The following is a 10243-nucleotide window of genomic DNA, read 5'->3' as shown; positions in this document are numbered from 1 at the left end:
GTCAAACCCGGCCGACCCAAATACCCACGCGCCAACTGCACCCCGGCGATATACAACTCCCCCACCACACCCACCGGAACCGGCCGGAGCCCCGCATTCAGTACGAACACCTGTGTATTCCACACCGGCGCACCGATCGGCGCGCTCGTGTCAATCGAAGGGCCGCATCGATGGTGGGAAACCTGGAGGGCCGTTTCGGTGGGCCCGTACAGGTTGTGCAACGGTGTGCCGCTGTGCTCCATGAAATGGTGTGCCGTCGCGGCCAACAGGTTTTCGCCGCCGCAGAAGACGCGTCGAAGCGAGTCGCAGTCAGCCGGCTCGAGTCGCTCCAGGACCATTGCGAGCATCGACGGAGAGAAGTCGCCGGTGGTGATCTTCTCCGATCTGATCGTCTCCGCGAGATAACTCGCATCGCGGTGTCCGTCGGCCTTCGCGATCACCAGCCGCGCACCTACCTGCAGTGGCAGGAACATCTCCCACACGGACACGTCGAAGGTTGCGGGCGTCTTCTGCAACACCACGTCATCGTGGTCGAAGCCGAAATGGTCCCGCATCCACAGCAACTGATTCACGATCGCCGAGTGGCTGACTGCGACCCCCTTCGGTCGACCTGTCGACCCGGACGTGAAGATCACGTACGCCGTGTTACCCGGCCTCAACGGGCTGATGCGCTCGTCATCGCGGACGGGTGGGGAGTCGATCTCAGATCCTTGTCGGCCATCGATCTCGATCACGGTGATGCCCGGGACCTCTGTGCGATCAGTCGATCGCGTCAACACGCACACCGGCGCCGCGGACTCCACCATGTGTCGGATGTGTTCGCCGGGATAGTCGGGGTCGATCGGTACGTACGCTCCACCTGCCGTGACGACCGCGTAGATTCCCACCACGAGGTCGATCGAGCGTCGCACGGCGACGCCGACCAGAGACTCCGGACCGACACCCTGCGCGATCAGCCTCCGCGCCAACCGGTTCACTCGCTCTTCGAACTCTCGATACGTCAACTGCTCGTCGTCGGACGTCAGGGCCACCGCATCTGGTGTGATGGCGGCCTGGCGTTCGAACAGGCCGGGAAGTGTCACATCCGGCACAGGGACCGCGGTGTCGTTCCACGTCTCCAAGACCAACCGTCGCTCGCCCGGTTCGACGATGTCGATACGGTCCACGAGGACCTGAGGGTCGTCCGCGACTGTCCGCAGGATGCGGATGAGCGTCCGGGCGATGCTGTCGACGGCTGCGGCGCCGAACAGGTTTGGCAGATACGCCACCGTCAAACGCAATTGGGAATCGACTCTCGCGATCAGAGTCATGGGGTAGTGCGACGCGTCGATCGTTCGGACACCGGTGACGACTAGTCCGTCGACGGGGATTGCGGCCGCCAACGCGGCACGATCGACCGGGTACGACTCGAACACGACCAGGGTGTCGAAGAGTTCTCGCGCCCCGGCGGCCTTGTGGATCTCCGTCAATCCGAGGTAGTGATGGTCGAACAAGGTGGCCTGCTGCTCTTGCAACCGGGTCAGCACCTCTGCAGCCGTGTCGCCCGGTACGGACTGCACCCGCACCGGCACGGTGTTGATGAACAAGCCCACCATCGACTCGACGCCGGCCAGACCGGCCGGGCGGCCGGAGACCGTCGCCCCGAATACGACATCCCTTCGCGCGCACCACTGTCCGAGCAGAATCCCCCACGCTCCCTGAACGACAGTGTTCAGCGTGACGCCCAGTTCGGTGGCCCGCACCGACAACCTCGCGGACAGGTCGGCAGGTACGTCAACCGTCACCTGCACTTCCTCCGACGCGGATTCCCGCTTCGAGTGCGAGGACACCAGCAGGGTCGGCTCGTCCACCCCGGCGAGGGCCTCCGCCCAGATTCGAGAAGATTCGGCGCGGTCGCGCTCGGCCAGCCAGACCAGGAAATTCCGGTACCCGGTAGCCTTCGGTAGCGCGGCGGCGTCGCCGCCCGAGACATACAGCGCGAGTAGTTCCTCGGCCAGCAGCGGCATCGACCACCCGTCGAGCAGTACGTGATGATTGGTGATCACCAGCTCGAATCGATCCCGTCCCAACGTCACCAGAGTGAATCGGATCAGCGGCGGCGTCGCCGGGTCGAAATGTGTGGCCTGATCCTCGACGAGAAGACGTTCGAACTCGCCGTCGCGAGTGCCCTCCGGAACGTTCCGCAGGTCGACCTCGCGCCAGGGCAACGCGACTGCGTCGAGGACGACCTGCACCGGACCGGTGTCCGAATCGCCGACGAACGCGGTCCGCAGGTTCGCGTGGCGAGCCAGCAACGCTTGTCCCGCAGCGAGAATCCGTTCCGGATCGACCCTCCCGCCGAGATGGAGAACGAGCTGGGTCGTGTACGCGTCGAACGAAGCACCGGCCAAAACCGAGTGGAACAACAGACCGGACTGCATCGCCGTCAACGGCCACACATCCACCACTCCCGGATACCGGTGCTCCCACGTCTCGATGTCGCGTTGCGACACCGACACCAACGGCACATCGGACGGTGTCAGTCCGCCGGCCCCGGGCCCCTGCACGTGCCGCGCCAGTGCGGAGACCGCGTCGCACCACAGGTCGGCAAGTTCCCGAACGTCGTCACGGGAGAGCACCCCCGTGGGGAATCCGAACACGGCACCGAGTCGGGGACCGTCCGGACCGTCGGTCACCATGGCGTTGATGTCCACTTCGGCCATCGCAGGCAGGTCCGGATCCATCGTCGCGGAGAGATCCGACCCCTCGCTCGCGGGCATCCAGCCGAGGTCACGCAATTCCGCGGGAACGTCCGCGGCCGAGATCCTCCCCAGATAGTTGAAACTGATCTGTCCGCCCGGATACTTCTGGAGTTCCGGTGCGGTGTCCGCGTTCAGATACCGGAGCAGCCCGTAGCCGATACCACGGTCGGGCAGCGCCAGCACCTGTTCCTTGACCGCTTTGATCACGATGCCGGCAGCGGGACCGCCGGCGAACGCCTCGTCGAGATCGGCGCCGGCGATGTCGAGACGTATCGGGAACGCTGTCGTGAACCAGCCGACCGTGCGGGACAGATCGGCCCCGGGGATGACGTGCTCCTCGCGACCGTGATTCTCCAGAGATATCAACGACGACGGTTCGACCACCCCACGACGGCGGCGCCAGCGGGTCAACGCCATCGCCAACCCCGCCAGCAGACCATCGCCGGCCCCGGCACGGAAAACCTTGGGGACTGTGGTGAGCAGCGACGCTGTCGCATCTGCGGGAACGTGCGTCCGCACGTGTTGCACTGTGGAGGCGACATCGAGGACGGGGTCGCACCTGCGCGAACCCAGTTCCGGGTCGGGGCCCTCCAGAATCGATTGCCACAACGGCAGCTCGGCCACGCGCCCGGGCCGCAGCGCCTCCTCCACCAGCCCGTGTGCCCACCGCCGCATCGACGTCCCACCCGCCGGCAGTACCGGGCGTTCGCCGGTACACACCCGCGCCCATGCCGACGCCAGGTCCGGGATCAGGATTCGCCACGACACGCCGTCGATGACCAGGTGGTGGGCCACGACCAGCAGCCTGCCCGGACGATCCGCCAACTCGTCACCGTCACCGGACGCGCGGTCCAGCCACACGAACTGCACCATCACGCCCGCCGCCGGATCCAACCGCCCCAGGGCCGCATCCAGCTCGGCCGATGCCAACCGCAGCCACCCCGGATCGCCCGGTGCGTCATCACAGGCGACCTGTCGAATCAGACGGTCCACGTCGACCGCACCCGGCGGGTCGACCCGAAGTTTCTGCTCCCCGGCGCCATCGGTCACCAGACGCGACCGCAACATGTCATGACGGACCACGACAGCGCCAATGGTGGCGACCACACCGGCCCGATCGATACCGTCAGGCAATTCCAGAACCATCGTCTGCGCGAATCGGCGGAACCCACCACCCCGGGTGAGGAGGAACCGCCCGATCGGCGTCAACGGCATCGATCCCACTCCGCCACCGGGCAACTCGTCGAGCACGACGTGATCCGAATCGCGATTCAGGACTGCGGCCTCGGACAGACTGCCGACAGTTCTGTGCTCGAACACATCCCGCGGCGTGAGTAGCACACCGAGGGCTTTCGCGCGCGAAACCAATTGGATCGACCGGATACTGTCGCCACCCAGATCGAAGAATCCGTCATCGATCCCGACCCGCTCCACCCCGAGTACCTCGGCGAACACCCGGGCGAGGATCTTCTCGGTCTCGGTCCGCGGCGACCGGAACGCCCTGCTCGACGAGAACTCCGGCTCCGGCAACGCACTGCGGTCGAGCTTGCCTGCCGGTGTGAGCGGCAACTTCTCGAGCACCACGATCGCGGAGGGCACCAGGTACTCCGGCAGGCGCCCCGCCGCCACCGTCCGCACGGTATCGGTGTCCACCTCGCCCCCCGGTGCGGGGACTACGTACGACACCAGCACCGTCTGCCCGGACGGGCCCTTCCGATCGACCGTCACCGCGGATCCGATCCCGGGTTGCCCGGCAAGCGCAGCGTCGATCTCGCCCAACTCGATCCGTCGGCCCCGCACCCTGACCTGGAAATCACTGCGCCCCACATACTCCAGCGCCGGACCGGACTCTCCTTCGACCCAGCGCACGACATCGCCCGTGCGATACATCCGCTCGCCCGGCGCGCCGAACGGATTCGCCACGAATCGCTCCGCCGTCAGTCCTCTCCGATCGTGATATCCCCGAGCCAGCGAGACCCCCGCGGCATACAACTCCCCCGCGACTCCCGCCAGCAACGGGCGCAGCCACGCGTCCAGGACCACCAGGGACGTACCCCGGACCGGGCCGCCCAGAGTCACCGGACCGCGCGGTTGTAACGGCGTCGAGGCCGCCACCGCCACCGTCGCCTCGGTCGGCCCGTAGAGGTCGTGCATTCGCCGTCCTGCAGCGAACGACTCCACCACCGATACCGGCACCGCCTCAGCACCCGTGAGCAGGCATCGCACCGACGACATCCGCTCGACCGGTACAGTCGCCAGCATCGTGGGGGTGAGGAACGCGTGCGTCACCGCCGCACTCTCGAGAATCCGGCCCAGGTCCTCGCCACCGACCACGCCCGCCGGGACCACCACCATGGTTGCTGCCGAACCCGTTGCCAGCAGATACTCCAGCACCGAGGCATCGAAACTCGGCGACGCCACCTGCAGCACGCGTGCGTCCGCCGTGACGTCGAATCTCTCCGCCATCTCGGCCGCGAGACTGCCCAGTCCCCGATGCGGTACGACGACGGCCTTCGGCTCACCCGTCGTCCCCGACGTGTAGATCATGTACGCGGGATGATCGCCCCGCAATGGAGTAATCCGGTCCGCATCGATCACCGATTCAGCCGACCGTGTGGACCACTCGACTCGCGCCACCGGATCGTCGAGCACCCACCAGTCGAGGTTTCTCGGAAGGGTACCGACGCATTCGGCGACCGTGATTCCGAATCGCGCGGCGGAATCGGTGATCAGGTACGCGAGCCGACTCGCCGGATACGACGGATCCATCGGGACGAAGGCCCCACCCGTCTTCGCCACAGCCCACACCGCCAGGACCGACTCCACCGACCGCGGCACGGCCACGGCGACCGCGGATTCCGGCCCGGCCCCGCGTGACATCAGCATCCGTGCGATGCGACTCGACTCGTCGTCCAACTCCCGGTACGTGAGTGAGCGGTTCCCGCACACGACCGCCACCGCACTCGGATCGTGTGCGACTGCCGCAGAGAGGATCTGCGGCAGTGTCCGGACCGCCTCCGCCGGCGCGCCACGCACGGGAACCAGCAGGTTTCGTTCGTCCGGGGAGAGAAGGTCGATGTCTCCCGTCGCGGCGTCGGGCGCAGCCACCAATGATTCCAGGGTCCGGTGGAACCTGTCCGCGATCGCCTGCACCTCGTCGTCGCCGAACAGGCCCGGATCGTGCCACAGTGAAACGGATGTCCGCTCACCCGCTTCCACCGCGAGGGTCAACGGATAGTTCGTTCCTCCATACGAATCCAAGGACGTGATCGAGAGGGAGGCGATCGACTCGAGAAGGGAGTCCAGGCTCCGCCGATCGTTCGGGTACGACTCGAACACCGTCAGGGTGTCGAACAGCGCCCCCATGCCGGTGACCCGCTGGATCACCGGCAACGGAACATCATGATGCTCGATCAACTCCGCCTGCGCCGCCTGGACCCGGGCCATCAACCGGGCGATGGATTCCCGAGGATCCACCCGGACCCGCACCGGGATCGTGTTGATGAACAAGCCCACCATCGACTCGATGGCGGGAATCTGTCCGGACCGGCCCGAGACCGTCGCGCCGAACACCACGTCACGGCGTCCGGTATGCATGCCCAGCACGATCGCCCACGCGACCTGCACAACAGTGTTCACCGTCACCGACAATCGAGATGCCAGCTCCAGCATCCCCGACCACAAACCCTCGTCGAGTTCACGCCGTAGCACCGACGATCCTCGTGCCGACTCCGGACGCCTCGTCGCGAGCAAAGCGGGCTCCGCGCCGTCGAGCGCTTCCTCCCACACCTGAATCGACCGCCGCCGATCCCGAGTCGCGAGCCACCCGAGGTACCGGCGATACGAGACCACGGGTTCCAGCACCGCTCCGTCGCCGCCGGCGCCGTAGACGGTCAGCATCTCCCGCATCAGCAACGGCATGGACCATCCGTCGAGCAATACGTGGTGGTACGAGAAGACCAGCCGGAAGTCTCCGTCGCCCATCGTGACCAACCCGAAGCGCAGGAGCGGTGGTTCCGACAGGTCGAATCCGGCCGCCGCATCGTCCGACAGAAGGCGTGCGAGTTCGTCGTCTCGCTCCCCGGCATCGACACCACTGACGTCGGCTTCCCACCACGGCACCCCGAGGCCCTCGAGCACCACCTGCACCGGTTCGACCACGTCGGTGAGGAACGCGACCCGCAGATTCGCGTAGCGATCGAGTATCGCCTGCGCCGCGGCCTTCACACGGTCGGCATGCACCCGCCCGGACAGACCCAGCACCGTCTGTACCGCATACACATCCGTCGATTCCGACGCCAACATCGCGTGAAAGACCAAACCTGTCTGCAGCGGTGCGAGCGGCCACACCTCCACGGCCTGGGGATACCGCGCCTCGACGGCGGACAACTGTTCCGGAGTCGGACTCGGTAACGGCACGTCTTCGAAAATGACAGAGTCTTCATCCCTCAGCGGATTCGCGACGGAGGCCAGCCCGGCGACGGTCCGTCGCTCGAATACGTCTCGAGCCGACACCAGCACACCTCGGGCCCGCGCCCGCGACACCACCTGGGTCGACATGATGCTGTCCCCGCCGAGCCGGAAGAAGTCGTCGTCGACACCCACCCGATCGACCCCCAGAACGTCGGCCAGCACCGCCGCCAATGTCTGCTCGGCAATGGATCGTGGAGCCCGATACGGAGTGCCGGATGCGAGATCAGGATCGGGGAGTGCGCCGCGGTCGAACTTGCCGACCGGTGTGAGAGGTATCCGGTCGACGACGACGATCGCCGACGGCACCATGTAGTCCGGTACACGACCCGCCGCCAACTGCCGCAACGCCTCGATGTCCACCTCGGCCCCGGGCGCCGGCACCACATATGACACCAGCACCTTCTGCGCCGACGGACCTACCCGGTCCACCGTCACCACCGATCCCACCGCGGGGTGCGAGACCAGCACGGTGTCGATCTCTCCGGGTTCGACGCGGATTCCGCGGATCTTCACCTGCTCGTCTGCGCGGCCGACGAAGTCCAGGACACCGTCGGTCGTCCACCGCACCAGATCACCCGAGCGGTACATTCGTGAGCCTGGTTCGCCGAACGGGCACGCCACGAACCGTTCCGCCGTCAACCCCCGCCGACCGATGTACCCGCGGCCCACCCCTGATCCGGCGATATACAAATCCCCGACGACACCCACCGGGACGGGCATCATCCCTGTTCCCAGGACGAGTGCAAGGGCGTTACCGATCGGCACTCCGATCGGTACGCTGACCCGGTCGTCGAAGCCCTTCGACCCCGATATCGAGTACGCGGTGGCACACACGGTGGTTTCCGTCGGCCCGTACGCGTTGACCACCGTGATCCGAGGATGGCAAGCGAGGACGCGTCGGACTGCGCTCGGCGACAACACATCGCCCGCGGTGACCACCTGCCGTGCCTGGTCGAGTGCTCCCAGCGCATGGTCCGCCGAATCACTCAACAGGTGAAACAGCGGGGTCGTCAGGAACATCGACGTCACACCAGCCGCGGCGACGACCCGCTCGAGCACCTCGATGTCCAGTGGCCCGGGCGGAGCGACAACCACCTGGCCTCCGCCGAGCAGCGTCGGCCACAACTCGTACGCGGACGCATCGAACGCCATCGACGAATGCAGCAACACGCGCTCACCGGGTCCGTCCGGCCATCCGTGCAGCGCCAGGTTGATGACATTGGAGTGGTCGATGGCGACCCCTTTCGGGGTCCCCGTCGATCCGGAGGTGTACATCACGTACGCGGTGTTGCCCGGTCGCAGTGGTGTGGTGCGATCACGGTCGTCGAGGCTGAATCCCTCTGCGTGCCCGTCCCCGTCCGAGATGACGTCGAGGAGTATCCGGGGTATGTCATTGTCCGGCAGTGTTTTCGAGATGGGGGTATCCGTGAGGATCAGCAGTGGAGCGGCGTCGGCGAGGACGAACGCGGTCCGCGCACTCGGATACTGCGGGTCGATCGGGAGGTATGCACCGCCGGCCTCGAGGACCGCGAGCAACGCGATGATCAACTCGGGTGACCGCTCCAGCGCGACCGCCACCAGCACTTCCGGTCCGACACCCGCACCGATCAAMMGGYGYGCCAGCCGGTTCRCTCGRCTGCTCAGCTCCCGGTAGGTCCAATTCTCGTCACCGAACGTCACGGCCACCGCGTCCGGAGTCGCGGCGACCTGCTGACCGAACAGKACTGGGATCGTCGAGTCCGGTATCGATGCGCGCGTGTCGTTCCAGCTCTCCAGTACGAGTGTGCGTTCGTCCGGCTCGAGGATCTCGTAGCCCTCGATCCGCGCCTGCGGCTCCGCGACGATCAGCTCGAGCAACCGCACGTACCGGGCCGCGATACCCTCCACCGTCGCCCGGTCGAACAGGTCACTCGCGTACTCGATGACTCCGGCCAGACCCTGCCGTTCGGTGGGGGCGACGGTGAACGACAGATCGAAACGCGACGTCCCCGTCGGCGCCGGCAATGTGGTCCATTCCAACCCTGGGAACGCGACATCGGGAAACACATTATCCTGCATCGCAAACGACACCTGAAACAACGGATGATACGCCGTCGARCGAACCGGATTCAGCAACTCCACCAACCGCTCGAACGGCGCATCCTGATTCTCGTAYGCACCTAGAGCCTTTACCCGCACCCGGTCGAGGACCTGATCGAACCGCGGATTCCCCGACACATCCACCCGCAACACCCASGTGTTCACGAAGAACCCCACCAACTCGGACAACGCCTCGTCGGTACGGCCCGCGATCGGCCCACCGATCGCGATATCCTCTCCCGCGCCGAGCCGGTGGAGCAGCACCGCGAGCACGGATTGCAGCACCATCGATCGTGTCGCCCCACATCTGCGGGCAAGATCCGTGACTGCYGAAGCATGTTCCGGTTCGATCGCGAACTCCACGGTCCCGCCCCGGTAACTCGGTTCGGCCGGACGTCGACGATCAGTCGGCAACTCGATGCACTCCGGCAACCCCTCCAGCTCGGCCCGCCAATACTCCACCTGCGCGGCCAGCACACTGCCCGGATCATCCTCGCTCCCCAGAAGCTCCCGCTGCCACAGCGTGTAATCGGCATACTGCACCGGCAACGGCACCCACCCCGGCGCCCGCCCCGCCGCGCGGGCCGCATACGCGACCGCCACATCCCGAGCCAACGGCGCCAACGAACCCCCATCCCCCGCGATATGGTGCAGCACCAACACCAGGATGTGCTCTCGGGAACCGCATTCCAACAACGTTGCCCGAATCGGAATCTCGCCGGACAGATCGAACCGATGTCCCGCAGCCTCCCCGACCACATCCATCGCAGTGCCGTCCCCGGCGTCGACCACCTCAACCGGCAGTTCCGCGACGACCTGCTCAGCCGACAGGATCCGCTGGAACGGCACACCGTCGTCCTCACCGAACACCGTCCGCAGGCTCTCGTGCCGAGCCACCACATCCCCCAACCCCGCCACCAACGCCCCCACATCAAGAGCACCGGTCAACC

General features: G+C 66.3%; 1 protein-coding gene. It reads right to left on the bottom strand.

The genetic code is table 11. The features are described from left to right. A partial coding sequence (locus tag AC1DWT_RS46455) for an amino acid adenylation domain-containing protein (protein WP_477925844.1) occupies positions 1-10190 on the bottom strand: 10190 nt, incomplete at its 3' end. Between the last annotated feature and the right edge of the window lie 53 nt (positions 10191-10243).

The sequence above is a fragment of the Rhodococcus sp. P4_B6 genome (genome assembly GCF_056402215.1).
The sequence above is the reverse complement of the archived record's forward strand: the minus strand, read 5'-3'. Positions and strand labels throughout refer to the sequence as shown.